Origin of the sequence: Variovorax sp. JS1663 (genome assembly GCF_002157355.1) — a bacterium.
Lineage (GTDB): Bacteria > Pseudomonadota > Gammaproteobacteria > Burkholderiales > Burkholderiaceae_C > Variovorax.
Genome location: NZ_LYMK01000044.1, coordinates 40316 through 61785, shown reverse-complemented (window position 1 = coordinate 61785; position 21470 = coordinate 40316). Strand labels below are relative to the sequence as shown.

The following is a 21470-nucleotide window of genomic DNA, read 5'->3' as shown; positions in this document are numbered from 1 at the left end:
CGGCCGTCCTGCTCTTCGAGCTGCCAGCGCCAGCGCGTGCCGTCCACCCAGTCCGTCACCTTCAGTCGCATACTCATCCTTCGCCTCCTCCAGACTTGGTGAATACGCCTCTTGACGGCACGCGGCCGTGAACAACAGATCGTCCGTACCGGACAGGCACCCAGTCTGTGTGCGCGTGCAACTTCCAATCGCGTCTGGCGGGTCAGTCTAGCGCGACGAAACTCGTCCGTCTGCTGCAAGCGTTGCTTGAAGGGGCGCCGGTCCAGGAACTGGCCGCTGTCCTCGCCGTGTCGCATACGCATCCATGGCTTGCCATGATTGAGCCTGGCTCAAGCAGGCATTAAGCTCCGCGCCATGGACCGCCTCCCCCCGCTCAACGCCATCCGCGCCTTCGAGGCCGCTGCGCGCCACATGAGCATCACGCTGGCGGCCGACGAGCTGAACGTCACGCCCGGCGCGGTCAGCCGCCAGATCAAGAGCCTGGAAGAGACGCTGGGCCTGCAGCTGCTCAAGCGCGGGCACCGGCAGATCTCGCTCACCCGCCAGGGCAGCGACTACTACCGCGCGGTGACGCGCGCCATCGAGGCGCTGCGCGACGCGACGCGCCGGCTCAAGCGGCGCAGCCAGCGCAAGCAGCTGAAGATCCGCGCCTACACCACCTTCGCGATGCGCTGGCTGATCCCGCGGCTGTCGGGCTTTCACGCGGCGCATCCCGACATCGAGGTGCTGCTGAAAGCCTCGCTCGAGCCGGTGGACTTCCGCCGGGAGGACATCGACGGCGCGATCCGCCTGGGCGACGGCGACTGGCCCGGCACCAAGGCCTGGCGGCTGGTCGACAACATCCTGGCGCCGGTGGCCAGCCCGGCGCTGCTCAAGTCGGGGCCGAAGCTCAAGCGCCCGGCCGATCTGGCGCACCACACGCTGCTGCACTCCATCGCCCGACCGGACGACTGGGCCTACTGGCTGGAGGCGGCCGGTGCCGGCGATGCGATCGATCCGCGCGCCGGCATGACCTACGAGAGCTCGGCCATGGCCTTGGCCGCCGCCGCGGAGGGGCAGGGCATCGCGATGGCGCAGCGCTTCCTGGTGGAGAAGGACCTGGAGGAAGGGCGGCTGGTCATGCCCTTCAAGAAGACGCTGGACATGGGCGACTTCACCTACTACCTTCTCACCCCTGGCCATCGCGACGAGCCACCGCCCATGAAGACCTTCCGGCTCTGGCTGCTGGCCCAATTCGAGGTCTAAGGAGCGTCGATATGCGGCTGTCGAGACGATGGATTCCCCTGCTGGCGGTCCTGCTGGGCGTCGCCCTGCCGGCAGCCTACGCGCAGGACATGGTGCTGCGCGACCTGGAATCGAAGAGCCCCAGGAAGCTGTCGAAGGACGAGGCCACCGCCTTGCTGACCGGCGCCAAGATGAGCCGGACCAGCGGGCGCGGGAACGTGCACCACTGGAGCAACGACGCGGGCGGCAGCTTCGTGGTGTCCTCGGACAACCGCGGCGCCGGCGCGGTCGGCGCCTCGGGCCGGCCCACCACGGCGCCCGGCAAGTGGCACATCTCGGACGACGGGCGCTACTGCGTGTTCATCGAATGGCGCGGCGTGCCGACCGAGGAGTGGTGCCGCTTCATCCTGCAGACCACCGACGGCTACTACGCGGTGCGCTCGGATTCGGTGGGCACCGAGCGGGTCTACAAGCTGGAGATCAAGAAGTAGGGCGCGCGGGCCAGCGGCTCGCTTGCGCTTTGCTCAAGCGATCGCGGCCCGAATCTCGGTTGCAGGATGGTGCGCCGCCGGCATCATCCATGCATGTCCACGCCCGACGTCCTCGCCGCCCTCCATGCCCGCCGCAGCATCCGCGGCTTCCTGCCCGACCCGGTCGAGCACCGACTCGTCGAGGCGGTGCTGGCCGATGCGGCGCGCAGCCCCAGCGCCTCGAACACGCAGCCGTGGAAAGTGCACGTCTGCGCCGGAGAAGCGCGCGACCGGCTCAGCCGTGCCCTGCTGGAGGCGCACGAGGCCGGCGGAGACGGCCATGCGCAGGAATACGCCTATTACCCGAGCCGGTGGCAGGACCCTTACCTCGCGCGCCGCAGGAAGGTGGGCAAGGACCTCTACGGCCTGCTGGGCATCGGCAAGGGCGACACCGAGGCCATGGCCCGGCAGTACGGGCGCAACTACGAGTTCTTCGGCGCGCCGGTGGGGCTGTTCTTCACGCTCGACCGCGGGCTGGACGGGCAGGCCCCCTGGCTCGACCTGGGCATGTACCTGCACGGCGTCATGCTCGCCGCGCTGGGCCATGGCCTGGCGACCTGCGCCCAGCAGGCGTTCGCGCGCTACCACGCGATCGTCCGCGCGCAGCTCGCCATCCCGCCATCGGAGATTCTGGTGTGCGGCATGGCGATGGGCTACCCCGACGCGGGCGCACCGGCCAACCGGCTCGACACGGCGCGCGAGCCGGTGTCGGGTTTCGCGCACTTCCACAGATTCTGAGAAGACCACCGGCGCGCCGCGGCGCTGCGCGCGAGGCTCGCGTTTTTTTCGTCTGGGCCGCATTGACGGCGGGCTTCGATGCGGGCGACCATCGCCCCCGCTGGCCGGCGAGACGAAATCCAACGAAAGACTTCGATGAGGTGTTCACCACAGGTCGTGCGTGCGCTGGTGCTTGTCGCCATGGGCTGGTGCGCCCCTGCGCTGGCGCCGGCGGCGGATGGGCCCGTGGGCGGAGACGCCGAGCCCTGGCCCGTGCCGACGGCGCGCGACCGAGAGCGCTCGCGCCAGGCCTTTCAGCGCATCGCGCTGGTGCTGCGCCATCCGCGCTGCATGAACTGCCACACCGGGGCCGAGTTCCCGCGCCAGGGCGACACGCGGCAGCGCCACCAGCAGCTGGTGGTGCGCGGCGATTTCAACCAGGGCGCGCCGGGCATGCCATGCGTCGGCTGCCACCTGGGGACCAATTCGCCGGACGGCCGGGTGCCCGGCGCGGCCCGCTGGCAGATGGCGCCGCGGAGCATGGGCTGGGAACAGCTGAAGACCGACAGGGCGCTGTGCGAAGCCTTCGTCGACAAGTCGAAGAACGGCAAGCGGGACGCCCGCGCGATCGTGGAGCACATCAACCACGACCCGCTGGTGCAGTGGGCCTGGATGCCCGGCGAGCGCCAGCCACCGGCCATCGGCCGGGAGGAATTCCACGCGCTGGTCCGGCTGTGGGCGCGCACCGGCGCCGAGTGCCCGCGGGACTGAAGGAGCCGATCCATCATGGAGATCGAACTGAGCATCAACGGCGGCGATCACACCGTCGACGTGGACGAGGACACGCCGCTGCTGTGGGTGCTGCGCGACCTGCTGGGGCTGACGGGCACCAAGTTCGGCTGCGGCATGGCGCTGTGCGGCGCCTGCACCGTGCACGTGGAAGGGCAGCCGGTGCGCTCCTGCGTGACGCCGGCCGGTGCGCTGGGGGTGGCGAAGATCACCACCATCGAGGCGATCGGCCGCACGCCCATCGGGCGCCAGCTGCAGCGGGCCTGGACGAGCCTGGAGGTGCCGCAGTGCGGCTATTGCCAGTCGGGGCAGATCATGGCCGCCGCCGCGCTGCTGGCGATCAGGCCCAGGCCCACCGACGCAGAGATCGACCAGGCGATGTCGGGCAACGTCTGCCGTTGCGGCACCTACGCCCGGATCAAGGCCGCCATCCACCAGGCCGCGCGCGAGCTGGCCGGCAACAAGACATGAAGCGTGCCCCCGGCATCATGTCCCGCCGCGGCTTCCTGGCTTCGGCGTCCGCGGCGGCCGGATCGCTGCTGCTGCCTTTCCATCTCCCCGGCGCGCGGGCCGCCGCGCAGGACCAGGACTTCGCGCCCAATGCCTACCTGCGCCTCGCTCCGGACGGAACGGTCACCATCGTCGTCGCGCTGGTGGAGATGGGCCAGGGCACCTTCACCTCGATCCCGATGCTGATCGCCGAGGAACTGGAGATCGACTGGTCGCAGGTGCGCGTGGTGCAGGCGCCGGCCGACGAGGAGCGCTACGCCCATCCGCTCTACGGCCTGCAGACCACCGGCGGCTCGGCCTCGATCCAGGCCGCATGGGGCAGCCTGCGGCAGGTGGGCGCGACCGCGCGGCTGATGCTGCAGACGGCGGCCGCGCAGACCTGGGGCGTGCCCGTGGCCGAGTGCCGCTGCGAGCGCGGCGCGGTCCTGCATGCGGCATCCGGCCGCAGCCTCGGCTACGGCGCGCTCGCCGGCGCCGCGGCGGCGCTGCCCGTGCCGGGGAACGCGCCGCTCAAGGATCCCGCGGCCTTCCGCCTGGTGGGCGGCGCCGTGCCGCGAGTCGACACCGCGGCCAAGGTCGACGGCAGCGCGCAGTTCGGCATCGACGTGCGGTTGCCGGGCATGAAGGTCGCGGCGATCGCGATCTGCCCGGTCATCGGCGGCAGGCTGGGCGCGGTGGACAGTTCGAAGACCCTGGCCGTTGCGGGTGTGCGGCGCGTGCTCGTCACCGAGACGGCGGTGGCCGTGGTGGCGGACCACTATGGCGCCGCACAGAAGGGATTGGCGGCCGTGCGCATCCAGTGGGACGAGGGGCCCTCGGCCACTTTCTCCAGCCAGGTCTGGCGCGGGCAGCTCGCCGACGCTTTGAGGGGCAAGGGCCAGGTCATCCTCGACCAAGGCAGCGTCACCCGGGCGAGCGCGGCCGCGGCGCGGCGCCATCGCGCGGTCTACGAATCGCCGCCGCTCGCGCACACGGCGATGGAGCCGCTCAACTGCACGATCCACCTTCGCCAGGATGCGTGCGAGGTGTGGCTGGGCACGCAGGCGCCCGCGCGCGTCCAGTCGCTGGTGGCTGGCGTGGTCGGCCTGGCGCCCGCCCAGGTGACGGTGCACAACCACCTGATCGGCGGCGGCTTCGGCCGCAAGCTGGACGCCGACTATGCGGAGATCGCGGCGCGGTTCGCGAAGCAGGTGGACTTTCCGCTGAAGGTGATCTACAGCCGGGAGCAGGACATCCAGCACGACGCCTACCGCCCGTACTTCCGCGACGAACTGTCCGCCGCCCTCGATGCGAAGGGGCGGCTGGTGGCCTTCAGCCACCGCGTCGCGGGCTCTTCGGTCATGTCGCGCTATGCGCCGGCCTGGCTCATCCACGGGCAGGATGCGGATGCGGTGCACACGGCCGAGACGCCCTACGAGGTGCCGAACAAGTACGTCGAGTTCGTGCGGCACGAGCCGCCCGCCGGCCTGCTCACCGGCAACTGGCGCGGCGTGGGGCCGACCCACCATGCCTTCCCGAACGAATGCTTCATCGACGAGCTTGCCGCGATGGCCCGCGTCGATCCCGTGGCCTTCCGCTCTCGGATGCTCTCGAAGAACCCGCGGGCGCTGGCGATGCTGCAGCTGGCCGCGTCCAGGGTGGGCTGGGGCACGCCGATGCCCGCGCGGCGCGGCCGGGGCGTCGCGATCGTCGACGCGTGGGGCAGTTGCGCGGCGCTGGTCACGGAGGTGACGGTAGCGCCGGACGGCAGCCTCGGCATCGATCGCATGGTGTGCGCGCTGGACTGCGGGCTGGCGGTGCATCCCGATGGCGTCGAGGCGCAGATCCAGAGCGGCCTCGTCTACGGTCTGAGCGCCGTGCTGTACGGCACCCTGAGCTTCGAACGCGGGCGGGTGGTGCAGAGCAACTTCCACGACTACCAGCCGCTGCGCATGCACGAGATGCCGGTGATCGAGATCCACCGGCTCCAGAGCAGCCAGCCGCCGGGCGGTGTCGGCGAGATCGGCACGGCGCTGGTCTGCCCGTCGGTGATGAACGCGGTCTACGCGGCGACGGGCAGGCGCTTTCGCACCTATCCCGTCCCGAGCGATCAGCTCAAGGCGGCTTGAGGCACCGCCTCGGCGCACCGAATGGCGCCGGCGTCCGACAACGCGGCGATCTGCGCATCGTCGAGGCCCGATTCGCGCAGCACCTGCCACGTGTGCTCGCCGCACGCAGGCGCAGCCCTGTGCGGCAGCGCATTGGCCTCGGCGCTGTCGACCGGAAAGCCCGGCATGCGGATCGCGCCATGCACCGGATGCGCGGCCTGCACCAGCATGCCGTTGACCCCGAGCTGCGGATGCCGTGCCAGGTCTTCGTAGGTCGCGACGCGGGCGCACAGGATGTCGCTCGCGCGCAGCAGCGGCAGCCATTCCTCGGTGGTCCGGGTCTTCAGCACGGCCGTCAAAATCTCGACCATGGCCTGCCGGTTGGCGACCCGCAGGGGCGAGGTGGCAAAGCGCGGATCGGTCGCGAGCTGCGGCAGGCCCAGCAGTGCGCACAGTTTGGTCCAGCGCTCGGGCATGTAGGCGGCGATCATCAGCCAGCCGTCCCTCGTCTCGAAGGCCTGGTTCGGCGCCGAATAGGGCGCCGCGCTGCCCGCGCGCACCGGCAGCTCGCCGTCGGCGAAGTAGCTGGTGAGGGAGGACTGCTGCAGCGCCAGCGCGGCGTTCAGCAGGCTCACGTCGAGCGGGCCGCCGCGCCCGTCCCGCGCGCGCTGCGCGAGCCTGGCGAGCACGGCCATCACCGCCACGTAGCCGGTCATCACGTCGACGATGGGCGCCTGCACCTTGCAGGGCTCGCCGCCTTCGAGCCCGATCAGGCTCATGAGGCCCGAGTCGGCCTGCACGATGCCGTCGACGCCGGCGCGGTCGGCGTAGGGGCCTGCCTGCCCGTAGGCCGAGATCGAACAGTAGATGAGGCCCGGATGGGCGTCGGCGAGCGCTTCCCAGCCCAGCCCCAGCCGCGCCATCACGCCGGGGCGCATGCTCTCGACCAGGATGTCGGCATCGGCGATCAGCCGCCTGGCCACCGCCAGTCCGCCGGGCGACTTCAGGTCGAGCGACACGCCCAGCTTGTTGCGGTTGAAGCCGTGGTAGAGCGCGGCGTCTTCGCCGATCCAGCCGGGCCCGAGACCGCGGCCGAGCTCGCCCTCGGGCGACTCGATCTTGATCACCCGCGCCCCCATGTCGGCCAGCAGCATGGTGCAGGTGGGGCCCGCGCCGATCTGGGTGAAGTCGACGACCGTCAGGCCGTCGAGCGCGTGGCGCAGCGTGGCTGGGGCGCTCACAACGCCACCTTGATACGGTTGTCGTGGATGACCCGTTCCCAGCGCTTGAGCTCCTTGCCGATGTAGTCCTTGAGCTCGGCCGGCGTCGAGCTCTGCGTCTCGAAACCCTGGGCCGCGATCTGCCTGGCCACCGCGGGGTCCTTCAGCGCGCCCACCATCGCCTCGTTGAGCCTGTTCACCACCGCCGCGGGCGTCTTCGCCGGCGCCAGCAGGCTGTACCAGAGGCCGGCGTCGTAGTTCGTCATGCCGGCATCGCCGAAGGTGGGCAGCTCCGGCATGAGCGCGGTGCGTTTCTGGCCCGCCACGCCGAGCGCGCGCAGCTTGCCGGCCTGGATGTGCTGCGCCACGGAGGCATAGGTCGCGAAGGACACCTGCACCTGGCCCGCGATCAGGTCGGTGATCGACGGGCCGGTGCCGCGGTAGGGCACGTGCAGCATCTCCGTCTTGTTGAGCTTGGCGAAGACCTCGCCGGCCAGGTGCTGCGGCGTGCCGTTGCCGGGGCTGCTGTAGCTCAGCTTGCCCGGGTTGGCCTTCGCGTAGGCGATGAACTCGGGCAGGCCCCTGTACGGCTCCTGCATGTTGGCGACCAGCACGATCGGCACCGAGGCCAGCAGGCCCACCGGCTCGAAGTCGCGCTCGATGCGGAAGGGCACCTTCATGTCGAGGAAGGGGTTCATCGTCACCTGGCTGGAGGCGATGACGATGGTGTAGCCGTCGGGCGCGGCGCGCGCGACCATCTCGGTGCCGAGGTTGCCGCCGGCGCCGGGCCGGTTGTCGATGACGATGGTCTGGCCCAGCAGCTGGCTCATGCGCGGCGCGATCGCGCGGGCCAGGATGTCGTTGCCGCCGCCGGGGGCGAAGGGCACGATCAGCGTGATGGGCTTGCCCTTCGGGAACTCGGCTTGCGCCGCGGCCGGGAGGGCCATCGTGGCCATCGAGGCGGCCAGCGCGAGCAGCGCATGGCGGCGGGTGGGGCGGGTGTTCATGCTTGTCTCCTTGGAAGTCGGGATGGCTTCAGCGGCCGGCGTAGGCCGGCGGCCGTTTCTCTGCGAAGGCCTTGCGGCCTTCCAGGCGGTCTTCGGTATCGCGCAGCACGCCCCAGTAGAGCTCGGTGAGCTGCTGGGCATCGGCCTCGCTCAGGTGCTGGGTCTGGCGCGAGAGTTTCTTGATGGCCTGCACGGCCAGCGGCGCGTTGGCCGCCACGGTGCTGGCCAGGGCGAGGGCGCGGTCCATCAGGGCTTGCGGCTCGACCACCTCGGTGACCAGGCCGATGCGATGGGCCTCGGCCGCGGCGATGCGCTCGCCGGTCAGGGCCATCTGCATGGCGTGGGCCGAGGGCACGGCCTTCAGCAGCCGGTGCAGGCCCGACACAGCGGGGATCGAGCCCACCTTCGCTTCCGGCAGGCCGAAGCTGGCGCCGGAGGACGCGATGCGCAGGTCGCATTGCAGCGCGATCTCGAGGCCGGCGCCGAGGCAGTGGCCGTTCACCGCCGCGATGACGGGCTTCCACACGCACAGGTCCGTCAGGTCCATCAGGCGAATGTAGAGGCCCAGGTCGGCGGAGCGCTCGGTGCCCTCGAAGACGGCCTCCGGGTAGCTCGCGGGCGAGGTCTGTGTGCCCTTGAGGTCCGCGCCGGCGCAGAAGGCGCGCTCGCCGGCGCCGGTGAGGACCGCGGCGCGCAGGTCGCTGCGATCACGCAGCTCGACGAGGTGCGCGCGCAGCGCGCGCAGCGCCTCCACGCTCAGCGCGTTGAGCGCGTCGGGCCGGTCGATGGTGAGGATGGCCACCGGGCCCCGGGTCTCGAATCGGACGGTCATGGCACGGCCCTCCTCAGACGCTGGGGGACGAGAGGCTGCGGCCGCCGCACACGTAGAGCGTCTGGCCCGTCACGTAGGACGACAGCGGATCGAGGAAGAACACCACCGCGTTGGCGATGTCCTCCGCGGTGCCGATGCGCTTCACCGGCACCGATGCCTGCAGCCGCGACTGCACCTCGGGCGCGAAGTCGCGGAACAGCGGCGTGTCCACGATGCCGGGGGCGATGGCATTCACCGTCACGCCCTTGGCGGCGAACTCGATCGCCAGCGAGCGCGTGAGGCTCACCACCCCGCCCTTGGCGGCCGAATAGTTGGCCTGGCCGAAGCCGCCCAGCCAGGCGCGCGAGGAGATGTTCACGATGCGCCCGTGGCCGCGCTCGATCATGCCGGGCAGCACCGCGCGGCAGCACAGGAACTGGGAGCGCAGGTTGGTGTCGATGACCAGGTCCCAGTCCTCGTCGCGCATCGTGAGGAAGCGCATGTCGCGCACGGCGCCGGCATTGTTGACGAGGTGGTCGATGCGGCCGGCCTTCGCAATGACCTCGGCCATCGCCTCGTTCACCGCCGACGAGTCGGTGAGGTCGACGGTCACGCCGATGGCACGGAGGTCCTCGCGGGTCAGCGAGGCGAGCGCGTCCTGCAGCGCCGCGCCGTCGCGGTCCAGCAGCGCCACCGTCAGCCCTTCCTGCGCCAGCCGCCGGGCGATGCCCAGGCCGATGCCGCGGGCGGCGCCGGTCACCACGGCCACCTGGCCGGCTTCGAAACGTGCAGCAGCCATGGTCAGACTCCCAGCAGGTGAACGGAGGAGGCCGCGTGGTCCACGCCGGCGATGCCGCCGCCGGTGCACTGGGCCAGGCCGATGCGTGCATCCGCCACCTGGCGCGTGCCGGCACGGCCCTGCAGGTGCCACATCAGCTCGACCATCTGCGCCACGCCGGTGGCGCCCAGCGGGTGGCCCTTGGCGAGCAGGCCGCCGCTCGGGTTGACCGGCACGCGGCCACCCAGCTGCGTCGCGCCGGAGCGCATCAGCGACACCGCCTCGCCGCGCGGCGCCAGGCCCAGGGCCTCGTAGTACAGCAGCTCGGCGATGGTGAAGGCGTCGTGCAGCTCCACCACGTCCACGTCGTGCGGGCCGAGGCCGGCCTGCTCGTAGGCCTGGCGGGCGGCGCGCGCGGTGATCTCGGCGTCGAGGATGTCGTCATCGGCCTCCTCGCGGATGCCCGAGACGACGACCGAGGACAGCACCTTGACCGGCTTCTGCTTCCTGCCGGGCCGCGTGCTCAGCACCACGGCCGCCGCGCCGTCCACCTGCGAGGGGCAGCATTGCAGCAGGGTCAGCGGGTCGGCGATCATGCGCGAGGCCAGCACCTCCTCGACCGTGGTCTCGGTGCGCTGCTGCGCGTACTCGTTGAGCGAGCCGTTGCGGCGGTTCTTCACCGCGACGGCGGCCAGGTCGGCGGGCGACGCGCCGCGCTCGTGCAGGAAGCGCGTGCCGCGCATCGCGTACACGGCCGGCAGCACCATGCCGGCCTTGGCATAGAGCTCGGTCTTGTGGTCGTTGCGCTGCAGCGGAATGGTGCCGCCGCCCAGCGCCGTGAGCTGCTCGATGCCGAAGACCAGCACCGTGTCGTACTGCTGCGCCAGCAGGGCATGGCGCGCCAGGTGCACGCCGGTCGCGCCGCTGGCGCATGCGTTCTCGACGTTGTAGACCGGGATGCCCTTGAAGCCGAGGTCGCGGACGATCAGCTGCCCGAGGATCATGCCGCCGAGCACGTTGGCGCAGTAGATGGCCTGGATCTCGTCCTTCGAGACGCCGGCATCGTCCATCGCCTTCAGGATGGCCTGCTGCGCCAGCTCGGGTGCCAGGACGCCGGGGTGGCGTCCGAAGGGCGTCATCGCGCCGCCGGTGATGTGGATGTGCTGCATGGTGTTGTGCTCCTGGTCCGGTTCAGTCGTCGAGGGCCGCGAAGACGTAGCCGAAGCTGTCGTCGGGGCGGGCCGCATAGCGCTCGCCGATCGTCGGGCGCGGCTTGCCGGTGAGGCGGCCGAAGATGCGCACCGGGCCGGGGAAGTCCACGTAGCCGAGGGCGTAGGGCGCCTGGCCGCTCTTGGCGCCCGGATGGATGACGGTGTAGCTGTAGACCTGCCCGATGTTGTCGATGGCGACGGTGTCGTGCCGCTCGCTCAGCGGCGAAGAAGGGGGCAGGGCGGGAAAGACGAGTTCGCCGCTGTCACGCTCGCGCGAGGCGAGCAGCGCGGGCTCGGGGGTGGGGCTCCACAGGGGATACGAAAGCTCTGGCACGGGGGGTCTCCTGGTCTTCGAACAAGTCCGGCACGAGGCCGGGGGATGTGCGAAGTTTTCGCTTTCGGGACCCGATGCTCAAACGATATTTGCAGGGTTCGTGCTTGAGAAAAGCGCAAGCGAAAACGCCCGCGGCGACGCCGCGGGCGTTGAAAGAGACGGCTCCGATAGGGCGCCACCCCGGGGGGGCTACGTCACTGGCCTGGGATAGGAAGACGTCCTCCGGCGGACTGTTGGGCGTAGGGAGTGCTGTCAGTTCCGGCGTGATCCTTCAGCTGATCACGCGCGCTTCCATCGGAGGTTCGGGCGGGATCGGCTTTTGGGGGCTGCGTTTGCGTTTGCGTCGGCATGGGAGCCGGCGCCTGCATCTGTGCTGGGGTAGCGGCCGTTTCGACGGGGGGGCTCGACTGCAGCGACGTGGGCATCCCGCTGATGCCTCCGCTGTCTCCACCGCCGCCGCAGGCGCTCAAGATCACGGCGAACAGCCCGGCCCATGCGATCGTCTTCATATGCTTCGCTCTCTCCTTCGTTGCTTGATCGGAGGCGATTCTCGAAGGGAAAGCCGCAGTGGAATCTGATCAATTGTCCCTGTGCAGCGAGGTCGAGACGCACGATCGCCGCGCGAACCGTGTCACGGTCAGGCGATCGTCATCAGGCTCGCATTGCCGCCCGCCGCCGCGGTGTTCGTGCTGACGGCGCGCTCGATGAACAAGGCCTCCATCGGGCTGTCCTCGCCATCCAGGCCGAAGGGACGAAGCCCGACGATCGGGCCCTCGCGCTGCGCCAGGCGAACGGACGCGGCCAGCAGGTCCTCCGGGCTGCCCTGGTGCAGCGCGACATCGAAGGCCACGCCGGTGGCTGTCCAGTCGCTGGCCAGGGCAACCAGCTCCTGCACGTCGAGCGGCAGGCTTGCGCGCAAGGCCTGCGTTGCCGGCACGGAAGGCCAGATGGCGCGGCAGCCGGCGGCCAGGGCGCCTGCCGTCTGGTACAGCAGCGAATCCTCGTTCTCCGCCAGGCACAGCGCGGCCTCGCGAGGATGCAGCGAATACACGTTCCGCTCGCCGGTGGGCCCTGCCAGCAGCCTCGCGCCGCGAGGCGCCGCCCTCTGCGCCAGCGCCTGGCACCGTGCCGCGACACGCCGGTCGCGATGGCCGGACAGCCACTCGAGCAGCGACCCGAACGCGGGCGGCGTGCCCGGCGCGTCACCTTCCGCCTGCGAGCCGGGCAGGCCGGCGCCGGCCGCGCGCGCCAGCACGTCCTGCGGGCGTGCCGAGAGCAGCCGGTACATGTACAAGGGGCCACCCGCCTTGGGGCCGGTGCCGGACAGGCCCTCGCCGCCGAAGGGCTGCACGCCGACGACGGCGCCCACCATGTTGCGGTTGACGTAGATGTTGCCCACCCGCGCGTGGGAGACGACCTGCTCGATGGTCTCGTCGATGCGCGTGTGCAGGCCGAGCGTGAGGCCGTAGCCGGTGGCGTTGATCTGCGCGACCAGCGCGTCGAGGTCGCGGCGCGCGTAGCGCACCACGTGCAGCACCGGGCCGAACACCTCTCGCGTCAGCTCCGAGATGCTGCCCAGTTCGATGACGGTGGGGACGACGTAGCTTCCCCGCCCGAGCACCTCATGCGCATGGCGGCCCAGGCGCGTGACGCGCCGGCCCCGCGCCCGCATGGCCTCGATGTGCGCCTCGATGGTGTCGCGCGCGCCGGCGTCGATGACCGGGCCGATGTCCGTGCGCAGCGCTGCGGGATCGCCCACCGTCGATTCGGCCACCGCGCCGCGCAGCATGTGCAGCACGCGGTCGGCGACGTCGTCCTGGACGCACAGGACACGCAGCGCGGAGCAGCGCTGGCCCGCGCTGTCGAAGGCGGACGCGACCACGTCGCCGACCACCTGCTCGGCCAGGGCCGAGGAGTCGACGATCATGGCGTTCTGCCCGCCGGTCTCGGCGATCAGGGGCACAGGCGCGCCGGTCGGCCCGAGCCGGCCGGCCAGGGTGCGCTGCAGCGACCGCGCCACTTCCGTCGACCCGGTGAACATGACGGCCTGCACTCGTTCGTCGGCGACCATCCGCGCGCCGACGGTGGAACCGCGGCCCGGAACGAGCTGCAGCGCCGCTGCGGGCACGCCGGCCTCGTGGAGCAGGCGCACCGCTTCGGCGGCGGTCAGCGAGGTCTGCTCCGCGGGCTTGGCCAGCACCGGGTTGCCGGCAGCGAGGGCCGCGGCAATCTGGCCCACGAAGATCGCCAGCGGAAAGTTCCACGGGCTGATGCAGACCACCGGGCCCAGCGGCCGGTGCGTGGCGGCTTCGAAGTCGGCACGGGCCTGGCCGGCGTAGAAGCGCAGGAAATCGATCGCCTCGCGCACCTCGGCCACGCCGTTCGCGCAGGTCTTGCCGGCCTCGCGGACCAGCAGTCCGAGCAGCTGGGGCATGCGCGCCTGCAGGAGGTCCGCCGCGCGTTCGAGCGCGGCCGCCCGCTGGGCGGCGGGGTGGCCGGCCCAGGCCGGGGCGAATGCCGTCGCGCTGCGCAGGGCCGCGTCGATCTCCTCCTCGCCCGCGGCGCGGACCTGGCCGACCACGTCGCGATGGTCCGCCGGGTTGAGCACCGGCTTCCACGCCGGCGCGGGGACCGTGGGGGCTTCCGCGAGCAGCGGTTCGGCGCGCCATGCGATCCCGGCACTTTCGGCCAGCAGCGCCTCCAGGCTTCGCAGCGTCCGCTCGTTCGACAGGTCCATGCCCTGCGAATTGAGACGGGCCCGGCCGTACAGCGCAGCCGGGTCCGCGATGGCCGGATGGGGCCGGCCGGCCTCGCCTTCCTCCTTCGCGATGCGATCGACGGCGGCCACCGGGTCCTCGACCAGTGATTCGATGGCGATCGTGGGGTCGGCGATGCGATTGACGAAGGAGGTGTTGGCGCCGTTCTCCAGCAGCCGCCGCACGAGGTAGGCCAGCAGCGTTTCGTGCGTGCCCACCGGCGCATAGATGCGGCAGGGCCGGCCGAGCTTGCCGTCTTCCGGCCGGCCGACCACCTGTTCGTAGAGCGGCTCGCCCATGCCGTGCAGGCACTGGAACTCGTACTGCCCGGGCCGGTACGCGGCAGGGTCGGCGAGGGTGTAGATCGCCGCCATGGAGTGGGCGTTGTGCGTCGCGAATTGCGGATAGACCTGGTCCGGCGCCGCCAGCAGCTTGCGGGCGCAGGCCAGGTAGGAGACGTCGGTGTAGACCTTGCGGGTGTAGACGGGGAAGCCGTCCTGCCCGTCGACCTGGGCGCGCTTGATCTCGCTGTCCCAGTAGGCGCCCTTGACCAGCCGCACCATCAGGCGATGGCCGCTGCGCCGCGCCAGGTCGATAACGTGGTCGATGACGAAGGGGCAGCGCTTCTGGTAGGCCTGGACCACGAAGCCGATGCCGTTCCAGCCGGCCATCGCCGGCTCGAAGCACAGCTTCTCGAGCAGGTCCAGGGAGAGCTCGAGGCGATCCGCCTCTTCGGCATCGATGTTCAGGCCGATGTCGAAGCGATGGGCCAGCAGCGCCAGGTGGCGCAGCACCGGGTACAGCTCGTCCATCACGCGGTCGTACTGCGCCCGGGCATAGCGCGGATGCAGCGCGGAGAGCTTGATGGAGATGCCGGGCCCCTCGTACACCCCGCGCCCTGCGGAGGCTTTGCCGATGGCATGGATCGCCTTCTCGTAGGACTGCCGGTAGCGGTCCGCGTCCTCGGCCGTCATCGCCGCTTCGCCCAGCATGTCGTAGGAATAGCGGAAGCCCTGGGCCTCGAACGCGCGGGCATGCTCCAGCGCGGCCGCGATGGTCTCGCCGGTGACGAACTGCTCGCCCATCATGCGCATGGCCATGTCCACGCCCTTGCGGATCATTGGTTCGCCGCCCTTGGCGATCAGCCGCGTCAGCAGCGCCGACAGGGTCGACTCACTGTGGGTCGAGACGATCTTGCCGGTGAGCAGCAGCCCCCAGGTGGCGGCATTGACGAACAGCGAAGGGCTGCGGCCCGCATGTTCCTGCCAATGGCCGCGGGCGATCTTGTCCCGGATGAGCGCGTCGCGGGTGGCGGCGTCGGGAATGCGCAGCAGCGCTTCGGCCAGGCACATGAGGGCGACGCCCTCCTGGGACGACAGCGCGTATTCCTGCAGCAGCCCCTGCACCAGCCCGGCCCGGCCCGCGGCGTTCTTGCGGTCGCGCAGGCGCCGCGCCAGCTGCAGCGCGAGCGTGTTCGCGCGCGCGGCCACGTCGGGAGGCGTGCTGGCCTGGGTCAGGAGCGTCGACACCGCTTCCTGCTCCGGCACGCGATAGGCGGCCGTGATGCGCTCCCGCAAGGCGGAGCGCTGGGGCAGCGGGCCGGCAAAGCCGCGGAAGAGCGGAGCAGGGTCGGAGGGCGATGCGCGCGTATCCATGGATGGGTCCGATGAGCTAGTGATAACACGCATAATGCCGCCACAGATGCAAAATTGTTGTTCGAAGATTTGATGAAATGCAGAACAAATCACTAGAAGAAGCCGCGGGGCTTCCAGGATTGGACCGGCTGGACCTGCGGATTCTTTCGGCCCTGCAGGCCGACGGCCGCATCACCAACCTGAAGCTGGCCGACGAGATCGGCCTGTCGCCGACCGCCGCCCTGGCGCGCGTGCAGCGGCTCACCCGGGAGGGCTACATCCTCGGCTACGAGGCGCGGCTGAATCCCCTGAAGCTGGGCGCCGGCATGCTGGTCTTCGTCGAAGTGCTGCTCGACCGGACGACGCCCAACGTGTTCGATGAATTCAAGGCCGCCGTGCAGGTGCGTCCGGAAATCATGGAGTGCCACATGGTGGCCGGCGGCTTCGACTACCTGCTCAAGACGCGCAGTGCCGACATGAACGACTACCGGCGGTTCGCCGGCACGGTGCTGTGGCAGCTGCCCGGCGTGCGGGAGACGCGCACCTATGCCGTCATGGAGGAGGTCAAGAACTCTGCGCGGCTGGTCCTTCCGGGCGTTTGACGGTGCAGGCGTCGGGCAGAATCCGCGCTCGCTTCCTGGTTCGTTTGATCGGAGATTTCCATGTCAGGACAAGGCTTTCATGTGCACGGCCCGCACGACCATGAGCTCGAGCACGCGGGGCATGGTGAGCATCATCATCCCGTCGAGGCCGCGCATGACGGCGGCGGCAAGAGCATGATCAACCAGATCGCGGTGTGCACCGCGATCATCGCCACGGTCGGTGCCGTGTTCGCGTACATGGGCGGGCTCACGCAGGCCAACGCGGGGCTCTACAAGAACAACGCGGGCATCAAGAAGACCGAGGCTTCCAACCAGTGGAATTACTTCCAGTCCAAGAGCACCAAGCAGTCGCTCGCGGAGTTCGCGCGCGACACCTCGCCGGAGGATCGCCGGCAGGCCTGGCAGGACAAGGTGACGCGCTACGAAAAGGAGAAGGCCGAGATCCAGCTGGTGGCGCAGGGCCTGGAGCAGGAGGCCCGGGACTGGGACCGCAAGTCGGACGAGCAACTGCACCAGCATCACCGCTGGGCGCAGGCCACGACCGCGCTGCAGGTCTCGATCGCACTCGCCGCGATCGCGCTGCTCACGCGCAGGAAGTGGCTGGAATGGGCGATGGTGGGCGTGGCGGCCGGTGGGCTGGTGGTGGGCGGGCTGGCGGTTCTGCACATCTGACGGGCCCGACTGCTCACTTGCGCCGACGACCCTTGCCGTTGCTCTCCGCGGGCGCCGACGTCTGTGAGGGCGCCGCGCCGCCATCCACGCCCAGCCGGCCGCCGCCGCCCAGGCCCTGGCCCTGCACCGTCTGCGCCTTGTAGTTGCGCAGCGAGACGACCATCTGGTTGAAGGCGTCCATGAAGGCCGCGGCGATCACCTTGCCCTGCGCCGTGTTCGTGTAGCCGCCCAGGCCGCCGGCACCGGAGCCGCCGGCCAGCGAGATGAAGCCGCCGAAGTCGGTCTTGGAGGCGCTGCCCTCGGAGGCCGCGACCTGCACGCCGGAGCGGTTGTCGATCAAGGTCAGCAGGGTGCTGGCTTCCTTGGTCTGGAGGCTGGCGCCGAGCTGGCCCAGCACGTTGCTGTAGCGGCCGCGGCCGACCAGACCGCCGAGCGCCGCGCCCGCGCCGCCGGCATCGCTGTTGTTGAACACGATCTCGGGCGACAGGCCGTAGTCGGAAGCCACCATCTGGCCGCGGCCGAAGTTGCTGCCCTGGCGCATCTCGCCGGACTGCATGAGCTCGCGCTCGCGCGTCATCGCGTTCATGCCGGCCGCGCCGCGCTCCACCACCACGAAGCAGTTGGACTGCTGGATCAGCAGGCGCAGCAGGTTGGCGGTGGGCGGCAGGCGGTACTCGTTGCGCAGGATGGTGTACCAGCCGGCCTGCTGGTTCTCGATCAGCGAGACGGTGCCCAGCGGCGAGGGGCAGCGCTCCAGCGCGCTGCTGGTGTTGGCCGAGGCCGCGCCGGCGGCGCTGCCGGTGGCCACCGTCTTGGCGCCCTGGCTGCCCATCTGCATGTCGGTGGTCTGGCAGCCGGCCAGGGCGAGCAGGGCGGTGAGCGCGGCGACGAGGGAAGGTCTTGCAAGAGTCATGGCTGGCGCATCGAAGGATGCGAAGTGAAGGAAACAGGATCGGGGCCGCAGGCGGCCGCACCGGAAGTTACGGGCCGCGACGGCAGTCCGCCAGTGCCGAAAGTCACGTGCGGCGCGTGGCCGTCAGCTCGCGCAGCGTGCGCAGCAGCAGGCCGGCCTCCACCGGCTTGAACAGCACCGGCACGCCCGAGGCGCGCACGCGCTGCAGGCGCTCGGGCGCGGTCTCGCCGGTGATTAGCAGCAGCGGCGCGGCCGGGGCGAAGCGCTGCCGCAGTCGCTGGCCCAGCGCCAGTCCGTCGGCGCCGCCGGCCAGGCGCAGGTCGCAGATCAGCAGGGCGATGGGCCGGTCCGGGCTGAGCATCTCCAGCGCTTCCACCTCGTTGGCCGCGGCGCAGACCTCGAGGCCCCAGGCGCGCAGCAGCTCGCGCATGGCCTGGCGGATCTCCACCTCGTCGTCGACGAGCAGCACCTGGCCGGCCAGCGGCGGCATGGCGGGCATGGCGCGGCGCTGCCAGCCGATCTCCGCCGGCACCGGCACGACCGGCGCGCCGGCGGGCGCCTCGGCGGCCGGCAGCAGCAGGCGGAAGCGCGTGCCGCGGCCCAGCCGCGAATGCAGCTGCACGGGATGGTCGAGCAGGCGCGACAGGCGCTTGACGATCGCCAGGCCGATGCCCAGCCCGCGCGAGCGGTCGCGGCCCGGGTTGCCGACCTGATAGAACTCCTCGAACACGCGCTCCTGCTGGCCCTGGGCGATGCCCATGCCGGTGTCGCGCACCTCGATCCACACCTGGGCGCCGCGTGCACGGGCGGCCACCGTCACGCCGCCGGCGGCGGTGTACTTGAGCGCGTTGTCGATCAGGTTGGCCAGCATGCGGTGCAGCAGCTGCGGGTCGCTGCGTACCCACAGCCTGCTGGCGCGCACGCGCAGCTGCAGTTCCCGCTGCTCGGCCTGCGCCGAGAACATGTGGTTGAGGGGGAGGAACAGCGCGTCGAGCTGCACCGGCTGCACCTCGGGCGTGACCACGCCCGCATCCAGGCGCGAGACGTCGAGCATGCTGTCGAGCGAGGAGCCCAGGGCGTTGACCGCCAGCATCAGCCGCTGCGCGTTCTGTCCCTCGGGGCGGCCCTGCAGCGCGTTCTCCAGCGCGGCGCCGAAGAGGGCGATGGCATGCAGCGGCTGGCGCAGGTCGTGGCTGGCGGTGGCGAGGAAGCGGCTCTTCTCGGTGCTGGCGCGCTCGGTGGCCGCGATCTGCTCGCCCAGGCGCAGGGCCAGGCTTTCCTTCTCGAAGCGCAGCATCAGCGATTCGGTCAGCAGCCGATGCTCCTGCACGCCCACGCGCAGCATCATCAGCAGGTAGACCGAGGCGAAGGCGGCCAGGAACAGGTGGGTGCCGCCGCCTTCCCACAGCAGCGCGGTGATGAGGCCGCCCATCATGGGCAGCGTGTGGCCGAAGAGGGCGGCCTTCACCGGCCGCAGGGACTGCACGGCGCGGGCGCAATTGCCCATCATCACCACCATCAGCACCGCGGTGGCCGGCAGGTTGCCGGCCGGCACGAAGATCCAGGGAGCGAGCCCGTCGGCGAAGCCGAGCATGGCGGCCACGAAGGTGATGCGCCGGGCCCAGAAGGCGCTCTGCCCGAGAGGCGCCTCGGGCGTCCAGCGCGGCATGAAGCACAGGTGCAGGTACAGCAGCACGTGCAGCACCAGGAAGGGCAGCACCAGCGGCTCGTCCAGCTGCAGCAGCATGAAGGCGCCGACCACGCCGATGAAGGCGAAGCGGGCGATGAAGGTCGCGCTGTAGTTGAAGTAGATCGCGGCCACGTGCTCGCGCAGCACGCGCTGGCCGAGTTCGGTGTGCAGGGGGGGATCGTCGCCGGCCTGCGGCGCCTCCTGGCGGTCCTTCTGGCGGTCAGTGCGTTTCAACGCAGGCTGCTGATCAGCTGGGCCCGCGAACGCATGCCGAAGAGCAGCAGCAGGGTCGAGACGTGGTTCTTCACCGTGCCCTCGCTCAGGTTGGCCAGCCGCGCGATCTCCTTGTTGGCCTTGCCTTCCAGCACCCATTGCAGCACCTCGAGCTGGCGCGGCGTGAGTTCCTGCCAGGCGCAGGCATTCCTGTGAGCAGGCCCGGCGTGGTCGCCGGCGGTGGCGCGCGGCGCGGGCGGGAGGCTGACGGCGCCATCGATGTCGAGCAGGCCGCAGGCGCGGATGAAGCTCACCACCTCCTTGAGGTCCGCGGACTTGGGCAGGAAGGCGCTGGCGCCCAGGGCCAGCGCACCTTCCGCCAGCGTGGCGCTGTCGGTGCCGGAGAGCACGACGATGCGCGCGTCGGGAAAGCGGGCGCGGAACCGGGCGAGGCCGCCGAGGTCCTCCGCATCGGGCAGGGCCAGGTCGAGCAGCACCAGTCCGATGCGCTCCCGCGCCTCCTCGTACAGCGCGAGCGCGTCGGCCACGGTGCCGGCCTCGAGCACCTCGATGGTCGACTCGATGGACGGGGCCTGCGCCTGCACCAGCGCCCGCACGCCCAGGCGCACGAGGTCGTGGTCGTCCACCACCAGGATGGCGCGGGAGGGGGGCCACGGCGATGCGCGATCGCGCGTGCCGGCCGAGGGGGCGGGGAGGGACTCCATGGCGTTCACGCGCGCAATGTTAGCGGCGGGGCGGCGGCGCAGAAGTGCCGGAAGTCATGGGCGCGGCGTACCATCGATCGCACCTGATCATGTCCAGTACCGGCACCCCACCCTCGCTTCGCTTCGGCCTCGTCGCCAGCCGCCTGCACCGCAGCGGCGAGCAGTCCGGCCTGGCCGCCTGGCTGCGCGCCTGCGATGCAGGCATCCGCGCGCTCGGGATCGAGCTGCATGCGGTGGGCGGCACCGCCGAGGCGATCGATCGCCTCGGCTTGCTGGCCGGATACGAAAAGCGCGTGCGCTACCCGAGCGGTCGCGAGGGCGGCGTGATGCGGCTGGTCTCCCGCATTGCCGGCGGGCTGGATGCGGCGGATGCGCTCGACGGCGTGATCTACCTGATCGATCCCGTCGATCCCACCTCGCTCTACCCGGAGACGCTCGCACTGAAGCGGCAGTGCGTGGTGCACGGCAAGCCCTTCGTCTCCACGGTCGCGGGTGCGCAGGAATGGATCGCGGTGGAACTGGCCAGCGCCGGCCTGGCCGTGCCGGGCATGGCCGGCGACTGGCGCTCCATCGAGGCGCAGACGGTCGCGCTGATTGCGCATGATGCGCTGAAGGACCGCATGGTCGAATTCGCGTCCCGGCATTTCGAGCTGCTGTCGCGCTTCGCGCTGCGCGTGGGCACCGGCACCACCGGCGGCCGCCTCAACGACATGGCCTGGGCGCGCGGCTGGCCCGCGGACCGGCCCTGGGTGCAGCGCTACCAGAGCGGCCCGCTCGGCGGCGATGCACAGATCGCCGAGCTGGTGCTGGAGGGCCGCTGCCAGAAGGCCATCTTCTTCGAAGACCCGCACGTGGCGCGCCAGCACGAGGCCGACATCCAACTGCTCGAGCGCGCCGTGTGCAGCGTGACGCGCCGCACCACCTGCTTCAACTCGCCGGCCATGGCCGGGCGCTGGGCGGCGGCCTTTTCGGGCTAGGGACACGCATCCTTGATAACCCTTGCGCGCTGGCATATAAGGGCTTCATGGTTTCCTTCGTCGCAAGACG

19 protein-coding genes are annotated in these 21470 nt (G+C 70.8%); 9 read left to right on the top strand and 10 right to left on the bottom strand.

The genetic code is table 11. The features are described 5' to 3' along the window. Window positions 1-354: 354 nt before the first annotated feature. From gcvA to A8M77_RS27900, 6 genes are all read left to right on the top strand, one after another. On the top strand, window positions 355-1245 hold the full coding sequence (gene gcvA, locus A8M77_RS27925) for a transcriptional regulator GcvA (protein WP_086924718.1): 891 nt from the start codon (window positions 355-357) through the stop codon (window positions 1243-1245). An 11-nt stretch (window positions 1246-1256) separates the two neighbouring features. Next, a complete protein-coding gene (locus A8M77_RS27920; RefSeq protein WP_086924717.1) occupies window positions 1257-1715 on the top strand; it encodes a DUF995 domain-containing protein in 459 nt (152 codons plus the stop codon). 93 nt (window positions 1716-1808) lie between these two features. Further along, entirely contained in the window at window positions 1809-2492 is a 684-nt protein-coding gene (locus A8M77_RS27915) for a nitroreductase (protein ID WP_086924716.1), read from the top strand. Between the two features lie 135 nt (window positions 2493-2627). Next, window positions 2628-3242: a hypothetical protein gene (locus A8M77_RS27910; RefSeq protein ID WP_143694781.1), complete on the top strand. Its 615-nt coding sequence runs from the start codon at window positions 2628-2630 to the stop codon at window positions 3240-3242. A gap of 15 nt (window positions 3243-3257) precedes the next feature. Further along, complete coding sequence (locus tag A8M77_RS27905) at window positions 3258-3731, top strand: (2Fe-2S)-binding protein (protein ID WP_086924714.1); 474 nt, start codon at window positions 3258-3260, stop codon at window positions 3729-3731. Continuing rightward, entirely contained in the window at window positions 3728-5878 is a 2151-nt protein-coding gene (locus A8M77_RS27900) for a xanthine dehydrogenase family protein molybdopterin-binding subunit (RefSeq protein WP_086924713.1), read from the top strand. Before A8M77_RS27905 ends, A8M77_RS27900 begins: the two co-directional genes overlap by 4 nt. Here the strand turns inward: A8M77_RS27900 and A8M77_RS27895 are convergent. The 7 genes from A8M77_RS27895 to putA form a co-directional block, all read right to left on the bottom strand. Then, window positions 5860-7098 (bottom strand): CaiB/BaiF CoA transferase family protein, encoded by a 1239-nt coding sequence (locus tag A8M77_RS27895; RefSeq protein ID WP_238136998.1) that lies wholly within the window; start codon window positions 7096-7098, stop codon window positions 5860-5862. The two genes, A8M77_RS27900 and A8M77_RS27895, sit on opposite strands and share 19 nt — an antisense overlap. Beyond that, window positions 7095-8084, bottom strand: a complete 990-nt coding sequence (locus A8M77_RS27890) for a tripartite tricarboxylate transporter substrate binding protein (RefSeq protein ID WP_086924712.1) — start codon at window positions 8082-8084, stop codon at window positions 7095-7097. Before A8M77_RS27890 ends, A8M77_RS27895 begins: the two co-directional genes overlap by 4 nt. Window positions 8085-8112: 28 nt before the next feature. Beyond that, window positions 8113-8916: an enoyl-CoA hydratase/isomerase family protein gene (locus A8M77_RS27885; protein WP_086924711.1), complete on the bottom strand. Its 804-nt coding sequence runs from the start codon at window positions 8914-8916 to the stop codon at window positions 8113-8115. Window positions 8917-8929: 13 nt separating this feature from the next. Then, complete coding sequence (locus A8M77_RS27880; protein ID WP_086924710.1) at window positions 8930-9694, bottom strand: SDR family NAD(P)-dependent oxidoreductase; 765 nt, start codon at window positions 9692-9694, stop codon at window positions 8930-8932. A gap of 2 nt (window positions 9695-9696) precedes the next feature. Beyond that, a complete protein-coding gene (locus tag A8M77_RS27875) occupies window positions 9697-10842 on the bottom strand; it encodes a thiolase family protein (RefSeq protein ID WP_086924709.1) in 1146 nt (381 codons plus the stop codon). Between the two features lie 22 nt (window positions 10843-10864). Further along, on the bottom strand, window positions 10865-11218 hold the full coding sequence (locus tag A8M77_RS27870; protein WP_086924708.1) for a Zn-ribbon domain-containing OB-fold protein: 354 nt from the start codon (window positions 11216-11218) through the stop codon (window positions 10865-10867). A gap of 637 nt (window positions 11219-11855) precedes the next feature. Continuing rightward, complete coding sequence (putA, locus tag A8M77_RS27865) at window positions 11856-15629, bottom strand: trifunctional transcriptional regulator/proline dehydrogenase/L-glutamate gamma-semialdehyde dehydrogenase (protein WP_086924707.1); 3774 nt, start codon at window positions 15627-15629, stop codon at window positions 11856-11858. 77 nt (window positions 15630-15706) lie between these two features. Between putA and A8M77_RS27860 the strand changes: the two genes are divergently transcribed. Together A8M77_RS27860 and A8M77_RS27855 are read left to right on the top strand one after the other, a co-directional pair. Continuing rightward, a complete protein-coding gene (locus A8M77_RS27860; protein ID WP_086924706.1) occupies window positions 15707-16210 on the top strand; it encodes an Lrp/AsnC ligand binding domain-containing protein in 504 nt (167 codons plus the stop codon). 60 nt (window positions 16211-16270) lie between these two features. Further along, window positions 16271-16882 carry a DUF4337 domain-containing protein gene (locus A8M77_RS27855; RefSeq protein WP_086924705.1) on the top strand — a complete coding sequence of 204 codons (612 nt, stop codon included), beginning with the start codon at window positions 16271-16273 and terminating at the stop codon, window positions 16880-16882. Between the two features lie 13 nt (window positions 16883-16895). Here A8M77_RS27855 and A8M77_RS27850 read toward each other — a convergent pair whose 3' ends face one another. From A8M77_RS27850 to A8M77_RS27840, 3 genes are all read right to left on the bottom strand, one after another. Next, window positions 16896-17795 carry a CsgG/HfaB family protein gene (locus A8M77_RS27850; protein WP_086924704.1) on the bottom strand — a complete coding sequence of 300 codons (900 nt, stop codon included), beginning with the start codon at window positions 17793-17795 and terminating at the stop codon, window positions 16896-16898. Window positions 17796-17898: 103 nt separating this feature from the next. Further along, window positions 17899-19719, bottom strand: coding sequence for an ATP-binding response regulator (locus tag A8M77_RS27845; RefSeq protein ID WP_443272787.1), 1821 nt, complete (start codon window positions 19717-19719; stop codon window positions 17899-17901). Continuing rightward, a complete protein-coding gene (locus A8M77_RS27840) occupies window positions 19716-20423 on the bottom strand; it encodes a LuxR C-terminal-related transcriptional regulator (RefSeq protein ID WP_086924703.1) in 708 nt (235 codons plus the stop codon). Before A8M77_RS27840 ends, A8M77_RS27845 begins: the two co-directional genes overlap by 4 nt. 89 nt (window positions 20424-20512) lie before the next feature. Between A8M77_RS27840 and A8M77_RS27835 the strand changes: the two genes are divergently transcribed. Then, complete coding sequence (locus A8M77_RS27835) at window positions 20513-21400, top strand: methylglyoxal synthase (RefSeq protein ID WP_086924726.1); 888 nt, start codon at window positions 20513-20515, stop codon at window positions 21398-21400. Window positions 21401-21470 lie beyond the last annotated feature (70 nt).

Coding starts and splice junctions, on each gene's coding strand:
- A8M77_RS27885 (WP_086924711.1), bottom strand. CDS start 8,916: ATGACCGTCCGATTCGAGACCCGGGGCCCGGTGGCCATCCTCACCATC.
- A8M77_RS27875 (WP_086924709.1), bottom strand. CDS start 10,842: ATGCAGCACATCCACATCACCGGCGGCGCGATGACGCCCTTCGGACGC.
- A8M77_RS27905 (WP_086924714.1), top strand. CDS start 3,258: ATGGAGATCGAACTGAGCATCAACGGCGGCGATCACACCGTCGACGTG.
- A8M77_RS27835 (WP_086924726.1), top strand. CDS start 20,513: ATGTCCAGTACCGGCACCCCACCCTCGCTTCGCTTCGGCCTCGTCGCC.
- A8M77_RS27850 (WP_086924704.1), bottom strand. CDS start 17,795: ATGACTCTTGCAAGACCTTCCCTCGTCGCCGCGCTCACCGCCCTGCTC.
- putA (WP_086924707.1), bottom strand. CDS start 15,629: ATGGATACGCGCGCATCGCCCTCCGACCCTGCTCCGCTCTTCCGCGGC.
- A8M77_RS27880 (WP_086924710.1), bottom strand. CDS start 9,694: ATGGCTGCTGCACGTTTCGAAGCCGGCCAGGTGGCCGTGGTGACCGGC.
- A8M77_RS27910 (WP_143694781.1), top strand. CDS start 2,628: ATGAGGTGTTCACCACAGGTCGTGCGTGCGCTGGTGCTTGTCGCCATG.
- A8M77_RS27855 (WP_086924705.1), top strand. CDS start 16,271: ATGTCAGGACAAGGCTTTCATGTGCACGGCCCGCACGACCATGAGCTC.
- A8M77_RS27900 (WP_086924713.1), top strand. CDS start 3,728: ATGAAGCGTGCCCCCGGCATCATGTCCCGCCGCGGCTTCCTGGCTTCG.
- A8M77_RS27915 (WP_086924716.1), top strand. CDS start 1,809: ATGTCCACGCCCGACGTCCTCGCCGCCCTCCATGCCCGCCGCAGCATC.
- A8M77_RS27860 (WP_086924706.1), top strand. CDS start 15,707: ATGCAGAACAAATCACTAGAAGAAGCCGCGGGGCTTCCAGGATTGGAC.
- gcvA (WP_086924718.1), top strand. CDS start 355: ATGGACCGCCTCCCCCCGCTCAACGCCATCCGCGCCTTCGAGGCCGCT.
- A8M77_RS27890 (WP_086924712.1), bottom strand. CDS start 8,084: ATGAACACCCGCCCCACCCGCCGCCATGCGCTGCTCGCGCTGGCCGCC.
- A8M77_RS27840 (WP_086924703.1), bottom strand. CDS start 20,423: ATGGAGTCCCTCCCCGCCCCCTCGGCCGGCACGCGCGATCGCGCATCG.
- A8M77_RS27920 (WP_086924717.1), top strand. CDS start 1,257: ATGCGGCTGTCGAGACGATGGATTCCCCTGCTGGCGGTCCTGCTGGGC.